The 15084-nt window shown below is 73.3% G+C and carries 19 protein-coding genes and 1 other RNA gene; 13 read left to right on the forward strand and 7 right to left on the reverse strand.

Annotation, left to right across the window (positions count from 1 at the left end; genetic code table 11):
- The first annotated feature begins 1 nt into the window (after position 1).
- From AC3RKA_RS03560 to ssrA, 11 genes are all read left to right on the forward strand, one after another.
- The gene (locus tag AC3RKA_RS03560) at positions 2-430 is read left to right on the forward strand and encodes a TadE/TadG family type IV pilus assembly protein (RefSeq protein WP_489727504.1); all 429 of its coding nucleotides are present in this window, start codon (positions 2-4) and stop codon (positions 428-430) included.
- Complete coding sequence (locus tag AC3RKA_RS03565; protein ID WP_489727505.1) at positions 414-842, forward strand: hypothetical protein; 429 nt, start codon at positions 414-416, stop codon at positions 840-842. Before AC3RKA_RS03560 ends, AC3RKA_RS03565 begins: the two co-directional genes overlap by 17 nt.
- Positions 842-1300, forward strand: coding sequence for a pilus assembly protein TadG-related protein (locus AC3RKA_RS03570; RefSeq protein WP_489727506.1), 459 nt, complete (start codon positions 842-844; stop codon positions 1298-1300). The genes AC3RKA_RS03565 and AC3RKA_RS03570 overlap by 1 nt, the downstream gene beginning before the upstream one ends.
- On the forward strand, positions 1297-2031 hold the full coding sequence (locus AC3RKA_RS03575; RefSeq protein WP_489727507.1) for an alpha/beta fold hydrolase: 735 nt from the start codon (positions 1297-1299) through the stop codon (positions 2029-2031). The genes AC3RKA_RS03570 and AC3RKA_RS03575 overlap by 4 nt, the downstream gene beginning before the upstream one ends.
- Positions 2032-2043: 12 nt before the next feature.
- Complete coding sequence (prfB, locus tag AC3RKA_RS03580; protein WP_144826078.1) at positions 2044-3165, forward strand: peptide chain release factor 2; 1122 nt, start codon at positions 2044-2046, stop codon at positions 3163-3165.
- A gap of 217 nt (positions 3166-3382) precedes the next feature.
- Entirely contained in the window at positions 3383-4450 is a 1068-nt protein-coding gene (locus AC3RKA_RS03585) for a 2,3-butanediol dehydrogenase (protein ID WP_489727599.1), read from the forward strand.
- 190 nt (positions 4451-4640) lie between these two features.
- Positions 4641-5849, forward strand: coding sequence for an acetyl-CoA C-acetyltransferase (locus AC3RKA_RS03590; protein ID WP_489727508.1), 1209 nt, complete (start codon positions 4641-4643; stop codon positions 5847-5849).
- 31 nt (positions 5850-5880) lie between these two features.
- On the forward strand, positions 5881-6690 hold the full coding sequence (locus AC3RKA_RS03595; RefSeq protein WP_060974329.1) for a CoA transferase subunit A: 810 nt from the start codon (positions 5881-5883) through the stop codon (positions 6688-6690).
- Positions 6687-7352: a CoA transferase subunit B gene (locus AC3RKA_RS03600; RefSeq protein WP_489727509.1), complete on the forward strand. Its 666-nt coding sequence runs from the start codon at positions 6687-6689 to the stop codon at positions 7350-7352. Before AC3RKA_RS03595 ends, AC3RKA_RS03600 begins: the two co-directional genes overlap by 4 nt.
- 129 nt (positions 7353-7481) lie before the next feature.
- Positions 7482-7997 carry an SsrA-binding protein SmpB gene (smpB, locus tag AC3RKA_RS03605; RefSeq protein ID WP_004167668.1) on the forward strand — a complete coding sequence of 172 codons (516 nt, stop codon included), beginning with the start codon at positions 7482-7484 and terminating at the stop codon, positions 7995-7997.
- A gap of 135 nt (positions 7998-8132) precedes the next feature.
- Positions 8133-8504: a transfer-messenger RNA gene (ssrA, locus tag AC3RKA_RS03610) on the forward strand.
- Between the two features lie 80 nt (positions 8505-8584).
- Here ssrA and AC3RKA_RS03615 read toward each other — a convergent pair.
- From AC3RKA_RS03615 to aroA, 5 genes are read right to left on the reverse strand one after another with little or no spacing between them, the layout of a single operon-like run.
- Positions 8585-9031, reverse strand: a complete 447-nt coding sequence (locus tag AC3RKA_RS03615) for a CrcB family protein (protein WP_098471435.1) — start codon at positions 9029-9031, stop codon at positions 8585-8587.
- Positions 9028-9591 carry a FluC/FEX family fluoride channel gene (locus AC3RKA_RS03620; protein ID WP_431794083.1) on the reverse strand — a complete coding sequence of 188 codons (564 nt, stop codon included), beginning with the start codon at positions 9589-9591 and terminating at the stop codon, positions 9028-9030. Before AC3RKA_RS03620 ends, AC3RKA_RS03615 begins: the two co-directional genes overlap by 4 nt.
- The gene (gene hisN / locus AC3RKA_RS03625) at positions 9591-10430 is read right to left on the reverse strand and encodes a histidinol-phosphatase (protein ID WP_489727510.1); all 840 of its coding nucleotides are present in this window, start codon (positions 10428-10430) and stop codon (positions 9591-9593) included. The genes AC3RKA_RS03620 and hisN overlap by 1 nt, the downstream gene beginning before the upstream one ends.
- 29 nt (positions 10431-10459) lie before the next feature.
- Positions 10460-11560, reverse strand: a complete 1101-nt coding sequence (gene rsgA, locus AC3RKA_RS03630) for a ribosome small subunit-dependent GTPase A (protein WP_489727511.1) — start codon at positions 11558-11560, stop codon at positions 10460-10462.
- The gene (aroA, locus tag AC3RKA_RS03635; protein ID WP_489727512.1) at positions 11560-12990 is read right to left on the reverse strand and encodes a 3-phosphoshikimate 1-carboxyvinyltransferase; all 1431 of its coding nucleotides are present in this window, start codon (positions 12988-12990) and stop codon (positions 11560-11562) included. The genes rsgA and aroA overlap by 1 nt, the downstream gene beginning before the upstream one ends.
- A 206-nt stretch (positions 12991-13196) precedes the next feature.
- Here aroA and AC3RKA_RS03640 point away from each other — a divergent pair, with 206 nt between their 5' ends.
- Complete coding sequence (locus AC3RKA_RS03640; protein WP_036314006.1) at positions 13197-13913, forward strand: sigma-70 family RNA polymerase sigma factor; 717 nt, start codon at positions 13197-13199, stop codon at positions 13911-13913.
- Entirely contained in the window at positions 13910-14188 is a 279-nt protein-coding gene (rsrA, locus tag AC3RKA_RS03645) for a mycothiol system anti-sigma-R factor (RefSeq protein WP_060774639.1), read from the forward strand. Before AC3RKA_RS03640 ends, rsrA begins: the two co-directional genes overlap by 4 nt.
- Before the next feature lie 136 nt (positions 14189-14324).
- On the opposite strand, the gene AC3RKA_RS03650 is transcribed toward rsrA, so the two are convergent.
- Together AC3RKA_RS03650 and AC3RKA_RS03655 are read right to left on the reverse strand one after the other, a co-directional pair.
- Complete coding sequence (locus AC3RKA_RS03650; RefSeq protein ID WP_100069119.1) at positions 14325-14399, reverse strand: 50S ribosomal protein bL37; 75 nt, start codon at positions 14397-14399, stop codon at positions 14325-14327.
- Positions 14400-14443: 44 nt separating this feature from the next.
- Positions 14444-15049 carry a GDSL-type esterase/lipase family protein gene (locus AC3RKA_RS03655; RefSeq protein ID WP_144824240.1) on the reverse strand — a complete coding sequence of 202 codons (606 nt, stop codon included), beginning with the start codon at positions 15047-15049 and terminating at the stop codon, positions 14444-14446.
- Positions 15050-15084 lie beyond the last annotated feature (35 nt).

The raw sequence follows: 15084 nt of genomic DNA on the forward strand, positions 1-15084 counted from the left end.
CATGCCCCGGGGTGCTGCCCACGGCGCGCCGGCGCCCCGTGGCGGCCACACGGGCGTCCGCTGGCGGGACGACCGGGGCGCCGCGGTGGCCGAGTCCACCATGGTGATGACCCTGGTCGTCCTGCTCTTCGCCGCGCTCCTCCAGGCCGGCGTCGTGATCCACACACGCAACGTGATGATCGACGCCGCCTCCGCCGGGGCCCGGTACGGGGCGCTCGCGGACCGGAGCCCCGAGGACGGCGTCCAGCGGGCTCGGGAGCTGCTCTCGGCCGGCGTGCCCGGCCAGTCCGGGGCCGACGTCGCCGCGGAGCTCACCAGTCAGGACGGGGTCCCGGTCCTTCGGGTCACGGTTTCGAGTTCGCTGCCCGGCCTGGGGTTCCTGCCGGGCCCGATCCCCGTGGAGGTGAGCGGTCATGCGTTCCGTCAATGACGTCCGCGACGAGCGGGGGGCGGCCACGGTCGAATTCCTGGGCCTCACCCTCGTCCTGCTGATCCCCGTGGTGTACCTGATGATCTACGTCTCCCAGGTCCAGGCCGCGGCGTTCGCCTCGGTCGCCGCCGCGGACCAGGCCGTCAAGGCCGTGGTCGCCGAGGCCGAGCACCCCAGCGCCGGCGCCGCCCACGCCACCGTCGAGCTCACGCTCGCCGACTACGGCGTGGGCGCCGGCCAGTACGACCTGACCGTCGGCTGCGATCAGGGCGGCTGTGGCACGCTCGAACCGGGCGAGGTCGTCGCCGTGCGGGTGGACGTGGCGGTGCCCGTCCCCCTCACGCCGGCAGCGTGGTCGCTGACCCCCGTGACGGTGGGTTCCGACGCCCGCCAGACGGTGCCGAGGTTCTGATGCGCCGCCTCCTCACTGCTCGCCTGGGTCGCGACGACGGGCAGACCACCGTCCTCACCGCCGGCCTGTGCGCCGTGCTCGTGGCCCTCATGCTGGTCATGCTCGCGGTCACCACCGTGCAGTTGCAGCACCGTCGCCTGCAGTCGCTCGCGGACTCGGCCGCCGTCGCCGGGGCAGAGGAGCTCGGCTTCCGGCTGGGGGAGGACCCGGGCGTCGTGCTCTCCGACGACGACGTCGCCGCCTCCGCCAGCGCACACCTCGCAGCCGTCGGCGCCCGCGAGGCCGTCCCCGGGCTCGGCGGGATGAACGCCCGCGTGGCCGACGACGGCACCACCGTCGTCGTCACCCTCGACGCCCGGGCCGATCTGTTCGCCATGACCGGCCCGTTCGCGGGCACACTGCCCCTGTCGGTCCCCCTGGAGGCGACGGGCAGCAGTCGCACTAGCCTGGCCCGGTGATCCGCTTCCTCCACGGCATCGGTGGCCGACCCGCCCACTTCGAGCCCCTCGCCGACGCGCTCGGCGCCGCGGCCGACCTCGCGGTCTCGCCCGCCCTGCCCGGCCACCCGGGCACGGACGCCGGCGGTCAGGACCGCCCCCGGGCCGCACGGCCGGCGACCGATGCGGACCCCGTCCTCGACGCGGCCCGCACCTGGGCGGCGCAGGCCGGCCCTGTGCCGGGGCTGCTGATCGGCCACAGCACGGGCGGGGTCATCGCGCTGCGCGCCGTCGCCGACGGGCTGGTGCGACCCCGCGCCCTCGTGGTCATCGACTCGAACGTCCCGGTGACGGACACCGCCCTGGCCGCCCGGGCGGACAAGGCCCGCCTCGCCGCCCGCTCGGACTGGCGGAGCATGCTCCGCGCCTCGCTCGCACGCGACCTTCTCGTCCCGGAGCCGTGGCGCGAGCGGATCCTGGCCGATCTCGACGCGACGCCGGACCATCCGATGCGCGAGCTCTGGGCCGCCGTCCTCGCCGCGGACACCCGTGCCCTCTGGGCGGGCATCACGATCCCGACCCTGTACGTGCGCAGCACCCGGGACGTCCACCAGCGGGACCTGGACGCGGTCACCGAGCACACCACCGTCGTCGACGTCGGCCCGGGCCACTGGCCGCACGTCGCGGAGCCCGAGGCCGTCGCCGCGGTGATCCGGCGCTGGCACACGACCGGCGTCCACCCCACGCGGTAGGCTGGCCGAATCATGGCTGACACTGACTTCTCCGCGGAGATCGACTCCCTGCGCCACACCCTGGCCTCCATCGAGCAGGTCTCGGACCTCGACCGCATCAAGGCGGACATCGCCGAACTGGAGCAGCAGGCCTCCGCACCGGACCTCTGGGACGACCCGGAGGAGGCCCAGAAGGTCACCTCCAAGCTCTCCCACCGTCAGACGGACCTCAAGCGCATCACCTCCCTGGAGAGCCGCATCGAGGACCTGGAGACCATGGTCGAGCTCGCCGCGGAGGAGGACGAGCCCTCCCTCCTCGACGACGCGAACCAGGAGCTGACCTCCATCCGCAAGGCCCTGGAGGAACTCGAGGTCGTCACGCTGCTCAGCGGCGAGTACGACCAGCGCGACGCCGTCGTGACCATCCGCGCGGGCGCCGGCGGCGTGGACGCGGCCGACTTCGCCGAGACCCTCATGCGCATGTACCTGCGCTGGGCCGAGCAGCGCGGCTGGTCCACCAAGGTCATGGACACCTCCTACGCGGAGGAGGCCGGCCTGAAGTCCGTCACCTTCGAGGTCAACGCGCCCTTCGCGTTCGGCACCCTCTCCGTGGAGGCCGGCACGCACCGCCTCGTGCGCATCAGCCCCTTCGACAACCAGGGCCGCCGCCAGACGTCCTTCGCGGCGGTCGAGGTGGTGCCGCTGATCGAGTCGGACGACTCCATCGAGATCCCCGAGTCCGACATCAAGGTGGACGTGTTCCGCTCCTCGGGCCCCGGCGGCCAGTCCGTGAACACCACGGACTCCGCCGTCCGCATGACGCACCTGCCCACCGGCATCGTCGTGTCCATGCAGAACGAGAAGTCGCAGATCCAGAACCGTGCCGCCGCCCTGCGCGTGCTCCAGTCCCGCCTGCTGCTGCTGCGCAAGGCCGAGGAGGACGCGAAGAAGAAGGAGATGGCCGGCGACGTCAAGGCGTCCTGGGGCGACCAGATGCGCTCCTACGTGCTGAACCCGTACCAGATGGTCAAGGACCTGCGCACGGGCCACGAGGAGGGCAACCCCTCCTCCGTGTTCGACGGTCACATCGACGATTTCGTGGACGCCGGGATCCGCTGGCGCGCCGAGCAGGTCAAGGCCGCCCAGGAGGACTGAGTCCCGCGGCGCGGCCCCGCCGCCCGGGCCACCACGACGCCGGCCCGCACCTCCGCAGCGAGGCGCGGGCCGGCGTCGTCGTTCCAGCCCCCGCCGGGACCTCGGGCCTGGCCCGGGAGACCGGCCCGGTGGGATGCTCGAAGCACCGGGCAGGCGCCCCCGCGCGCCGGTCCGGCAGCCGACTCCATTCCCACCCAGGAGGTCGAACAGCATGACCATGCGCGCCGCCCGTTGGCACGGCAAGAAGGACATCCGCATCGAGGAGATCGACTCGCCCACGGCCGGTCCGGGGCAGGTCCTCGTGGACGTCGCGTGGTGCGGCATCTGCGGCACGGACCTGCACGAGTACCTCGAGGGCCCGATCTTCATCCCGCCGGCCGGGCACCCGCACCCGATCTCCGGCGACGCCGCCCCCGTCACGCTCGGCCACGAGATGTCCGGCACCGTCGCCGCCCTGGGCGAGGGCGTCACGGACCTCGAGGTCGGCCAGAAGGTCGTCGTGGAGCCGTACATCGTGCGCGAGGAGGACCGGGACCGACCGGACTACAACCTCGCGCCGGACATGAACTTCATCGGCCTGGGCGGCGACGGCGGCGGACTGGCCGAGCAGATCGCGGTGCAGCGCCGCTGGGTCCACCCCGTGGCCGACTCCGTGCCCCTCGACCAGGCCGCGCTCATCGAGCCGCTCTCCGTGGCCCACCACGCGTGGGTGCGGGCCGGCTCTCCGACGTCGGGCGTGGCGCTGATCGGCGGCGCCGGCCCCATCGGCGCGCTGACCGCGGCCGTGCTCAAGGGCAAGGGCCTGACGGTGTACGTCTCCGAGCTCTCCGAGCTGCGCCGCCGGAAGGTGCTCGAGGCCGGCGTGGTGGACGAGGCCTTCGACCCGCGCGAGGTGGACGTGCCCGCCAAGATCCGCGAACTGCACGACGGCCAGGGCGCGGACGTGGGCTTCGAGTGCACCTCGGTGGACGTGGTGCTGGACATGCTGCTGGACGCGGTGCGCTCCGGCGGCGTGATCGTCAACGAGTCCATCTGGGGCCACGAGCCCGCCGTGGCCCTGCACAAGCTGGTGATGAAGGAGATCGACCTGCGCGGCACCATCGCGTACGCGAACGATCACGCGGACACCATCCGCATGGTCGAGGACGGCGCCGTGGACCTCACGCCGTTCATCACCGGCAAGATCGGCCTCGACGACCTGGTCGACCAGGGCTTCGAGACCCTCATCCACCACAACGAGACGGCCGTGAAGATCCTCGTCTCGCCGACCGGCCAGGGTCTCTGAGGCGCCGGCCCGATCCCCGGACGTCCCCACGACGGCCCGCGCCCGCAGCCGGCGGGTGCGGGCCGTCGTGGTCCCTGCCCCGCGGCGCGTCGTCATGGATGCGTCGCCGCCTGGCGCGCCTGTGACCGGGGTCATAGACTGCATTTGAGTGAATCGTGATGAACCGAGTTGAACGTCCCAGGAGGACCGCATGACCGCCGAGCTGCCCCAGCCTCAGCCCACCGACGCCGTGATCGTGGGCGGTGCCCGCACGCCCTTCACCCGGCTGCTCTCGCAGCAGGCCGACCTGCGCGCCGTGGACCTGGGCGCCCACGCGATCACGCACGCGCTCGAGCGCGCCGGCGTGGCCCCCGAGGACGTGGACATGGTCTACATGGGCCAGGTCGTGCAGGCCGGCGCGGGGCAGAACCCGGCCCGCCAGTCCGCGCTCGCCGCGGGCATCCCGTGGAACGTCCCGGCCATGACGATCAACAAGGTGTGCCTGTCCGGCCTCACCGCCGTGATCGACGCCGCCCGTCTCATCCGCCTCGGCGAGGCGGACGTGGTGGTGGCCGGCGGTCAGGAGTCCATGACCAACGCCCCGCACCTGCTGCCCGGCGCGCGCAAGGGCTTCAAGTACGGCCCGGCCACCATGCTCGACGCCGTCGCGTGGGACGGCCTCACCGACTCCCTGAGCCACGAGGCCATGGGCGAGCTGACCGAGTCCGGCAACGGCGAGCGGAACATCGCCCGCGCCGAGCAGGACGAGGTCGCCGCGGCCTCGCACCAGCGGGCCGCCCGGGCCCAGTCCGAGGGCGTCTTCGAGGGCGAGATCGCCCCGGTGGAGGTGCCGCAGCGCAAGGGCGACCCGCTGGTCGTCTCCCAGGACGAAGGGGTCCGCCCGGACACGACCGCCGAGTCGCTGGGCGCCCTGCGGCCGGCGTTCGCGAAGGACGGCACGATCACGGCCGGCAACTCCTCGCCCCTGTCCGACGGCGCCGCCGCCCTCGTGGTGACCTCGCGGGCCTTCGCCGAGGAGAAGGGCCTGACGGTCCTCGCCACGGTGGGCGCACCCGGCCAGACCGCCGGCCCGGACAGCTCGCAGCTGCACTCGCAGCCCTCCGACGCGATCAACGCCGCCGTGCGGAAGCAGGGCTGGGACGTGGCCGACCTCGACTTCATCGAGATCAACGAGGCGTTCGGCGCGGTGGCCGTGCAGTCCCTGCGCGACCTCGACTACCCGCACGAGAAGACCAACATCCACGGCGGCGCCATCGCCCTGGGCCACCCGATCGGCGCCTCCGGTGCCCGGCTGGCCCTGCACGCCGCCCTCGAGCTCGACCGGCGCGACGGGGGCCGCGCGGCCGTCTCGCTCTGCGGCGGCGGCGGCCAGGGCGAGGCCCTGATCCTCTTCCGCTGACGGACCGCCCCTGACAGAAAGGACCCCGGACATGGCTCTCGACAAGACCGTGGCCACGCCCGCCGAGGCGGTGGCGGACGTGCCGGACGGCGCGTCCCTGGCCGTCGGCGGCTTCGGACTCTCCGGCAACCCCGTGCAGCTCATCGAGGCCCTGCTCGAGCAGGGCGCCACGGACCTGTCCGTCGTGTCCAACAACTGCGGGGTGGACGGCTGGGGCCTGGGCATCCTGCTCGGCGCGCGCCGGCTGCGGAAGATGACCTCCTCCTATGTGGGGGAGAACAAGGAGTTCGCCCGCCAGTACCTCGAGGGCGAGCTCGAGGTGGAGCTCGTCCCGCAGGGCACCCTCGCGGAGAAGCTCCGCGCCGGCGGCGCCGGCATCCCGGCGTTCTACACCCGCTCCGGCGTCGGCACCCAGGTGGCCGAAGGCGGCCTGCCCATGCGCTACGACGCGGACGGCACGGTGGTGAAGTCCTCGCAGGCCAAGCCCACGGACACGTTCGTGCTCGGCGAGGGCTACCTCAGCCAGACCCCGGACGAGCCCGAGACCTATGTGCTCGAACGCTCCATCGTCACCGACTTCTCCCTCGTGCACGCGTGGAAGGGCGACCGCCACGGCAACCTCGTGTTCCGCAAGGCCACCCGCCAGTTCGGCCCGCCCGCGGCCATGGCCGGCCGTGTGTGCATCGCCCAGGTGGAGGAGCTCGTCGAGCCCGGCGAGATCGACCCGGACGACGTGCACCTGCCCGGCGTCTTCGTGCACCGGATCGTGGAGGTCGGCACGGACATCGAGAAGCGGATCGAGAAGCGCACCGTGCGCGCGTCGGGGGAGGAGCAGGCATGAGCGAGCAGACCACCGGGCGTCCCCAGGGCCTGAGCCGCGACCAGATGGCGGCCCGCGCCGCGCAGGAGCTGCCGGACGGTGCCTACGTCAACCTCGGCATCGGCATGCCCACGCTGATCCCCAACCACATCCCCGCCGGGCGGTCCGTGGTGCTGCAGTCCGAGAACGGCATCCTCGGCACGGGCCCGTACCCCACGGAGGACGCCGTGGACCCCGACCTGATCAACGCGGGCAAGGAGACCGTCACCGTGAACCCGGGGGCGTCCTTCTTCGACTCCGCGCTGAGCTTCGGCATGATCCGCGGCGGCAAGATCGACGTCGCCGTCCTGGGCGGCATGGAGGTCTCCGCCGCGGGCGACCTGGCCAACTGGATGGTGCCCGGCAAGATGGTCAAGGGCATGGGCGGGGCGATGGACCTCGTCCACGGCGCCGGCCGCGTGATCGTCATGATGGACCACGTGTCCAAGGACGGCACCCCCAAGATCGTCGACCAGTGCACCCTGCCGCTGACCGGCCGCGCCGTCGTCGACCGCATCATCACGGACCTGGCCGTCATCGACGTCGTCGGCACCCCGGAACAGCCCCGCCTGGCGCTCGTGGAGACCGCGCCCGGCGTCACCGAGGAGCAGGTCCGCGCGCTCACCGGCGCGCCGGTGGACTGAGCCGACGACGCCGCCCCGCGGCCCCGGCGCACCGCCCCGGCGGGCACCGGACCGGCACGGGATAGACTGGACGGCCGCGCCCTGATCGGGGCGCGGCCGTCGCCGTGGACGCTGGAAGGACGTGAGGCCATGGGCAAGAACAGCAAGGGCAAGGCCACCAAGCAGCCGGCCCCCGGCGAACGCCAGGTGATCGCCAACAACAAGAAGGCGCGCCACGACTACACCATCCTCGACACGTACGAGGCCGGCATGGTGCTCACCGGCACCGAGGTGAAGTCGCTGCGCGAGGGCAAGGCCTCGCTCGTGGACGGCTTCGCGGTCTTCTACCGGGACGAGCTGTGGCTCGAGCAGGTCTACATCCCGGAGTACCTCAACGGCTCGTGGACCAACCACGCCGCCCGCCGCCGCCGCAAGCTGCTGCTGCACCGCGCCGAGCTGACGAAGATCTCCCGGCAGATCCAGGATCCGGGCCTGACCATCGTGCCGCTGTCCCTGTACTTCCTGAACGGGCGCGTGAAGGTGGAGATCGGCGTCGCGCGCGGCAACCGGGAGTACGACAAGCGGCACAAGCTGCGCGAGCAGCAGGACAACCGCGAGGCCCAGCGGGCGATGCGAATGCGCAACCGGCGCGCCGGCGTGGCCTGAGCGCGGCGGGCCCCTTGGGAATGCTCGGGGGGCGTGCTACGTTGTATCTCTCGCAGGCCCGGTTTCAGGACCGGCGGGCTCCGCGCCCTCCGCCTGCAGTGGTGATTGACAACCTCATAGAGGAGTCGCCCCCCTGGGGCCGATCGGTTTCGACGGTGTGTGTCGCGTCGGGAGAAGCGGGCCGAGGATGCAGAGTCATCTCGTCAAACGCTCTCTGCAAACCAATAAGTGCCGAATCCAAGCGCACTGACTTCGCTCTCGCTGCCTGATCAGTGATCGAGTCCGTCACCCCGAGGTCGCTGTCGCCTCGGACCGTGGCGTCAGCTAGATAGCCACTGGGCGTCACCCTCGCCGGGGGTCGTGACGCCGACATCAATCCGGCTGGGTCCGGGTTGGCCGCCCGTCTGCGGGACGGCCAGGACCGAGCAACACCCACAGCAGACTGCGCCCGGAGAAGACCCGGCAACACCACATCGGACGCGGGTTCAATTCCCGCCGGCTCCACTCACCACCACGGGAAGGCCCCGGAATCGTCACGATTCCGGGGCCTTCGTCGTGTCTGCGCCCAGTGTGCGGCGGCCCGCCCCTCAGCCGGCCAGGACCGCGTGCAGGCCCAGGCCGGCGCCCCAGCCGACGACGACGGCCACCAGCCCCAGCCCCAGATGCGCGGCCCACAGGCGGGCGGCCGCGCCCCATCGACGGGCGAGCACGGCGTCGGCGGCCTCCGCGGCCACGGTGGACCACGTCCCCAGGGCGAGGCAGAACCCGGACACCACGGCGGACACCGCCGCGACGAGCATGAGCCCCTGCCCGTCGCCCCAGCCCCCGGACGCGTCCACCAGCTCCGGCACGGCCAGGCCGACGGTGACGCCGAGGAGCAGGGCCGCCGTCGTGTTGGCGGTGAGCAGACCCCGGGGGCCGAGCCGGTCGGTCAGGCGCCCGCGCGCCAGGGCGCCGAGCGCCCCGCCCGCCGCGAGGCAGGCCAGGAGGGCCACCTGGAAGAGAGCGAAGACCTCGTATCCCGCGCCGCTCATGCGTCCTCCTCCGAACGATCCGTCCCGACCACACGCGACCCCGGGGCGCCCCCGGCGCGCAGGCCGAGCACGGCTGCCGCCGTCGAGAGCGCAGCCATCAGCGCGAGCACCAGCAGCACCGATGCCGCCGCGGTGAGGACGCCACCCGCCCCGGACGCCGCGGCGCCCAGCCGCACCGGCCACAGCACCAGGGCGACGGCGCTGGAGATGGTGGTGAACGCACCGAGGAAGCCGGTTCCCAGCCCCGCCACCAGGCGGGGACGCCAGTCCGGCCCGCGGCGTCGCGAGGCCGCCCACAGCAGGCCGAGCAGGAACGAGCCGAGCACGTTCACCACGAACAGCGGCAGGGCCTGGACGAGCACGTCGACCACCCCGAACGCGGCGCCGAACGTGCCGCGGAAGTTGGGCGCCCCGGCCAGCGCGGTCACCGCGTTCATCACCCCCGCACCGCACAGCACGCCCGCGGCACCGCCGAGGGCCACCGCACCCGCAGTGCCGGGCCGGCGATCTGTCCCGAGCCCGCCCCTCCGGTCGGCCGTCGGCTCCCCCCGCGCGGCCATCAGGCGCCGTCCTCGGTCTCGTCACCCGTGCGCAGGCGGGCGAAGACGTCGTCGTGGAGCAGGCCGTTCGTGGCCAGCGCGTGCCCGCCGAACGGGCCGTCCTCGCCGTCCAGCGAGGTGAAGCGGCCGCCGGCCTCGCGCACGATCGGCACCAGCGCGGCCATGTCATGCAGCTCGAGCTCGGGCTCGGCCGCGATGTCCACGGCGCCCTCGGCGACGAGCATGTAGGACCAGAAGTCGCCGAAGCCGCGCACGCGCCACACGTCCGAGGTGAGCTGCAGGAACGCGCGGATCGAGCCGCGTTCGCGCCAGCCCTCGATCGAGGAGAAGGACAGCGACGCGTCCTCGACCCGATCCACGCCGGACACGGTGATCCGCTGAGCACGCGTGAGCGAGGTGCCCGCGAAGGCGCCCTGGCCGGCCGCGGCCCACCAGCGACGGTGCAGGGCGGGGGCGGAGACGACGCCGACGACGGGCTCGCCGTCGATCAGCAGCGCGATGAGGGTGGCCCACACGGGCACGCCGCGCACGAAGTTCTTGGTGCCGTCGATGGGGTCGACCACCCACTGCCGGCCGGAGCGGCTCAGAGATCCGCCGAACTCCTCACCCACGATGCCGTCGCGCGCCCGGGCACGGGACAGGGTCGAGCGGATGGACTCCTCGGCGGCGCGGTCCGCATCCGTGACAGGGGTGAGATCGGGCTTGGTGCTGACCTCGAGGTCCTGGGCCTTGAACCGGGACATCGTGATCGAGTCCACGTTGTCCGCCAGCATGTGGGCCAGCCGCAGGTCCTCCGTGAGGTCGCGGCCGCGGGTCGCAGGGTTCTCAGGTCGCTCCATGCCGCCCACGCTATACCGCGCGGGCCGCCTCAGTCCTCGGACGACGCCGCGTCCTCCGCCCCCGAGGGGGCCAGCCGGTTGCCCAGCAGACGCCGCAGCGAAGCCAGGCGTGCCGCTCCCGAGGGGCCGGCGTGGCCCGCGGCCACCCATGCATCCAGGCCGCAGCCGGGGGAGTCGGCGGTGTGGGTGCAGCCGCGCGGGCAGTCCGCCAGTCCGCCGGCGAGGTCGTCGAACGCCTCCACCACGCGGTCCGGCTCGACCCAGCCCAGCCCGAAGGACCGGATGCCGGGGGTGTCCACCACCCAGGTGTCCGGCAGGGGGGCGCCGACGTCGCCCGTCAGCGGCAGCGCGAGCGCGGACGAGGAGGTGTGCCGGCCCCGGCCGGTGACGGCGTTGACGTGGCCGGTGGCCCGTTCCGCGCCGGTGAGCGCGTTCAGCAGCGTGGACTTGCCGACGCCGGAGGGCCCCACGAACGCGCTGGTGTGCCCGATCAGCCGCTCGGCCACCCGGGCCACGAGCGAGGCGTCCAGGGCGGTGTCCCCGGTCTCGGCTTCGAAGGTCGCCGCACCGGAGGTCATCACCTCCAGGTCCAGCGCCTCGTAGTGCGCCACCAGCGCGTCCGGATCACGCAGGTCGGTCTTCGTGATGAGGAGCACCGGGTGGATGTCGGCGTCGTAGCAGGCGACGAGGGCGCGGTCGATGAAGCCGGTCCGGGGCTCCGGATTGGCCGCGGCCACCATGATCACCAGCAGGTCGGCGTTGGCCACCACCACCCGCTCGACCTCGTCCGAGTCGTCCGCCGACCGGCGCAGGACCGTGCTGCGCTCCTCGACACGGATGATGCGCGCGAGCGTGCCCTCGTCCCCGGAGAGGTCCCCGACGACGGCCACCCGGTCGCCCGTGGCGATCGGCGTGCGGCGCAGCTCGCGGGCGCGCATCGCCGTGATCCGCTCGTCCAGGCGCTCGGGCAGCACCACGGCGTACCGGCCGCGGTCCACGGTGGTCACCATGCCGACCTGCGCGTCCTCGTGCTTGGGCCGCTCCTTGGTGCGCGGGCGGGTGCCGCGCTTGGACGGGCGCACCCGGACATCGGACTCGTCCCACGCCGAGGGATCGAGGCGCCGGGCCATCAGCGGGCCTCCTCGGCCGCGTCGCCGGGTGCCACGAGCGCGGTCCACAGTGCGGGGAAGTCCGGCATCGTCTTCGCGGTGGTCGCCACGTCCACGATGCCGGTCCCCGGCACGCGCAGGCCGACGACGGCGGCGAAGGTCGCCATCCGGTGGTCGTGGTAGGTCTCGAGGGCGGCGGGCGACAGCGGCCCCGACGCGTCCGTGCCCGGGAAGCCGAGCGACGTCTCTCCCTCGTCCACGGTGATCCCCAGGCGGGCGGCCTCGGCGGTGAGCGCGGCGAGCCGGTCCGTCTCATGACCCCGCAGATGGCCGATCCCCGTCAGGCGGGTGGGCCCGGAGGCCAGCAGGGCGAGCGCGGCCGCGGTGGGGGCGAGCTCGGCCGTGTCCGCGATCTCACCGGCGCCGGTGATGCGGGGCGCGCCGTCGTCGTGGACCGCCCCGGTCACCGTGAGCCGGCCGCGGGAGCGGTCCGTGCGGTCGACCGTGAGGGCCACGCTCGCCCCGAACTGCGGCAGGATCCGCCGCCAGCGGTCGCCGATCTGCGTCGTGCGGGTCGGCCAGTCCGGCACCGTCACGGAGCCGCCCGTGGCCACGGCGGCGGCCAGGAAGGGGCCCGCGTTGGACAGGTCCGGCTCGACGGCCGCCTCGTGCCCCGGGATGCGCCCCGGGGCCACGGTCCACGCCCGGGGACCCGTCTCCGCGACGTCCACCTCGAGCGCGCGCAGCACCCCGGCGGTCATCGCGACGTGCTCCGGACTCGGCACGGTCTCCCCGGTGTGCCGCAGCCGGAGACCGCGCGGCATCCCCGCGGCCGCCAGCAGTGCGGCGGACAGGAACTGGGAGGAGCCCGAGACGTCGACCGCGACCTCCGGCACGTCGCCGTCGGGGGCCACCGTGGCCGCGTCCGCGCGGGTCGTCATCGTGAAGGGCAGGCGCCCGGGCTCGCCCTCCTCGACGACGGCCACCCCGAGCTGGCGCAGCGCGTCCAGGACCGGGGCCATCGGGCGCAGGCGCGCGCCGGCGTCGCCGTCGAAGCGGACGCGGCCGGGCCGCAGCGCGGCGACGAACGGGACGAAGCGCATGACCGTCCCCGCCAGTCCGCAGTCCACGGCGACATCACCGGCCAGCGGCTCGCCGACCGGCATCGGATGCACGCGCAGGCCGCCGTCGGACAGGGGCTCGAACCGGGCCCCGAGCGCGGTGAGCGCCGTGCGCATCAGTGCCGTGTCCCGTGACTCGAGGACGCCGTGCAGGATGCAGGGGCCGTCGGCGAGGGCGGCGAGCACGAGGTGCCGGTTCGTCAGCGACTTCGATCCCGGCAGCCGCACGTCTCCGCGCACCGGGCCGCGGGCCACGGGCGCGGGCCAGGTCTCGGCGGCGTCGGGACGGGGGGCGGGAGAGTGCGCGGCGGCACGCGTGGGGCGGGTCACCGGACCAGCCTATCGGGCGTCGGTCGGCCGGGGTCGGCCTGTCTCGGGGGAATACCTGGAACGCTGCTGGCGCTCCACTGGGCGACCCTGCACCCGTGACGGCGCACCGGTCCCGCTCGCCGAGGACCGCAGCCGGAGAGGAGCCCCGCATGAGCGCCGCCCTGCTGACGCGTCCCTCCCAAACCCAAACCGTAGACTGGCCCGCGATGAGCACTGACAACAGCCGGCCGGAATTCGCCCGGCCCGAGGACGCCCCCGAGCACGACCGCGCCGACATCGACGTCGCCGCCGAGTCCGAACAGCAGCGCCGTGCCCGGTTCGAGCGTGACGCCCTCGAGTTCGTGGACCAGTTGTACTCCGCTGCGCTGCGCATGACGCGCAACCCGCAGGACGCCGAGGACCTGGTCCAGGAGGCGTACACGAAGGCCTACTCCTCGTTCCACCAGTACCGGCCCGGCACCAACCTCAAGGCCTGGCTCTACCGGATCCTCACGAACACGTACATCAACCTCTACCGCAAGCGGCAGCGCCAGCCCCTCGAGGCGGACAACCCCGAGGTGGAGGACTGGCAGATGGCCCGGGCCGCCGAGCACACCTCCGGTGGCCTGCGCTCCGCCGAGACGGAGGCCCTCGACCGGCTCCCCGACTCCCAGGTGAAGGACGCCCTGCAGGCGATCCCGGAAGAGTTCCGGCTCGCCGTGTACTTCGCGGACGTGGAGGGCTTCGCCTACAAGGAGATCGCCGAGATCCTCGACGTGCCGATCGGCACCGTCATGTCGCGGCTGCACCGGGGCCGCAAGCAGCTGCGCGAGCGCCTCGCGGACTACGCGGCCGCGCGCGGCATCAAGGCCCAGCCGAAGAAGAAGACCGGGCGCGGCGGCACGAAGCAGACCGAGACGAGCACGAAGGAGGCCACGCGATGACCGCGGACCAGCACGGCAATGAGTGCCGCGACGCCCAGGACGCCTCCCTGGAGCGGCTGTACCAGTACCTGGACGGTGCCCTGACGCCCGAAGACATCGAGCAGGTGCGCGCCCACGTGGCGGACTGTCCGGACTGCCGGCACCAGAAGGAGCTCGAGGAGCTCATCCGCTCGGCGGTGCGTCGGTGCTGCCAGGAGAAGGCGCCCGCGCAGCTGCGGGCCACCATCATGACCCGCATCACCCAGGTCTCGACGACGACCGTCACCTGGGGCTGACACCGCGACATGCGGACCCGAGGGCACCCGATCGGGCGCCCCGACGATGACGAAGGGCCGTCCCCTGAGGGGACGGCCCTTCGTGGTCTGCGGTCGCCGGGTGGCACCCGGCCGGTCCGCGACGCCGATCAGCGGATCAGGCGTTGGGACGCTTGCCGTGATTGGCGCCGCTCCTGCGGCGGTCGCGACGCTTGCGTGCACGCTTGCTCATGACGTCTCCCTTCAACGAGTCGGTCGGTGGTCCATTCTGTCACATCACGCCGTGGGCTCAGGCAGACCGAGCCACTGGTACCAGCCCCGGTGCAGCACGAGCCACGCGATGAGCCCGTGGCCCGCCTGGCCCGGCCGGCCCTGGCCGGAGGCGAGGTCCGAGCGCCACTGCTCGTGGCCCACCAGCGGGGTGAACGTGTCCACGTACACGTGGTTGCGCCGGTCGGCCACATCCAGGTAGGCGGCGTTGAGCTCGGCGAGCCGGGCATTGCGCTGCTCGTCCAGGGTGGGCGTGGGGCCCACCACGAGCACCGGGATGTTCCGCTGCGAGGCGGTGTCCAGGACGTTGGCCAGGTTCAGCCGCGAACGGGCGGTCGAGGTGGCCTCCAGGTCCAGGTCCGCGTCGGACAGGGCCACGACGAGGCGGTTCTCCGTCTCCTCGGAGAAGCGACGCGAGGCCTCGCCCCACCAGCGCTCGTTGAGGTCCTCGGTGGTCTCGTGCGGCACGGCCAGCACGTAGTTCTCCAGCTCCACGTCGGGGGCCTGGGTGCGGGCGAGCACGCGGCCCCACCAGCCGATGGCGCGGGCGTCGCCCGCACCGGCCAGCAGCTGCTCGCCGACGGCGGCGATCCGGATCCGGCGGTTGTGCACAGTGTGTCCTTTCGTCGGCCGATCCGGCGCCGCCG

The organism is Micrococcus sp. iso_229 (assembly GCF_058072725.1).